The following is an 800-nucleotide window of genomic DNA, read 5'->3' on the forward strand; positions in this document are numbered from 1 at the left end:
TGAAACTGCTGCAGTAGCCTTCTTATAATCTTTTTCACCTACCACCTCTTTATATCGACTCAAACGGGTGTATAGGCTTCCAAGATCAGCTAAGCTCTCCGCATATGATGGATACTTTCTAAACTTAGCTTGTATCCTGGTGACGTTTCCCTTTTTGTCTTGTTCGCTTGTCCACATGAGAACATATTTACCGTTATATGTCCCTTTAATTCCAAACAAATTATTTGCTTGTTTAGAAAGTCCGCTGGATCCGAAACCACTTTCTAAGCACCCTTGGGCAATTACAAGGCTAGCAAGCACATTATATTTCTTATAGACTTTCTGCGCCCCTGGTGCTAGTTTTTTTATAAAATCCGCTGCAGCCATGACAACCCCCTTTTACGGAAAATAAAATCTTGTATCGAATACAATTTCAAAATCATTTGTATTCTGAATCTCAAACTCATTCATGCCTTTATCTAAGGACGGTAGCCTTCCCGACGTTTTCAATCTTTTATTACCGACAACGGTATACTGTTTCAGGTTCCTGACCTGCTGTGACTTTTTCAGATCGGCTTCTATTTTCAATCTTTCGTTATTCGTGTGATTGATAATCGTTATGTTTTTTCCCTTTGCATTAAGAAGCACATTATAATCATGCTGCATGGGATTAATAGGTAAGCCCGGATTGAATACACTGAAACGTTTTTTGTTTTTAAAACGGTACTGCAGATCGTCGCGTCTTTGGATGCCCATTCCTGAAAACCATCTTTCACTAGAAAAGTTTTGCGCACTTAAAGACGTGCCCTTTGACTCTGCTA

General features: G+C 39.1%; 2 protein-coding genes. Both read right to left on the reverse strand.

Annotated features, from left to right (window positions below; genetic code table 11):
* On the reverse strand, nucleotides 1–366 hold a 366-nt coding region (locus BA70_RS18905), incomplete at its 3' end, for a glycoside hydrolase family 73 protein (protein WP_034325289.1).
* Between the two features lie 12 nt (nucleotides 367–378).
* A partial coding sequence (locus BA70_RS18910) for a phage tail family protein (RefSeq protein WP_034325290.1) occupies nucleotides 379–800 on the reverse strand: 422 nt, incomplete at its 5' end.

Source organism: Bacillus zhangzhouensis (assembly GCF_000715205.1).
Lineage (GTDB): Bacteria > Bacillota > Bacilli > Bacillales > Bacillaceae > Bacillus > Bacillus zhangzhouensis.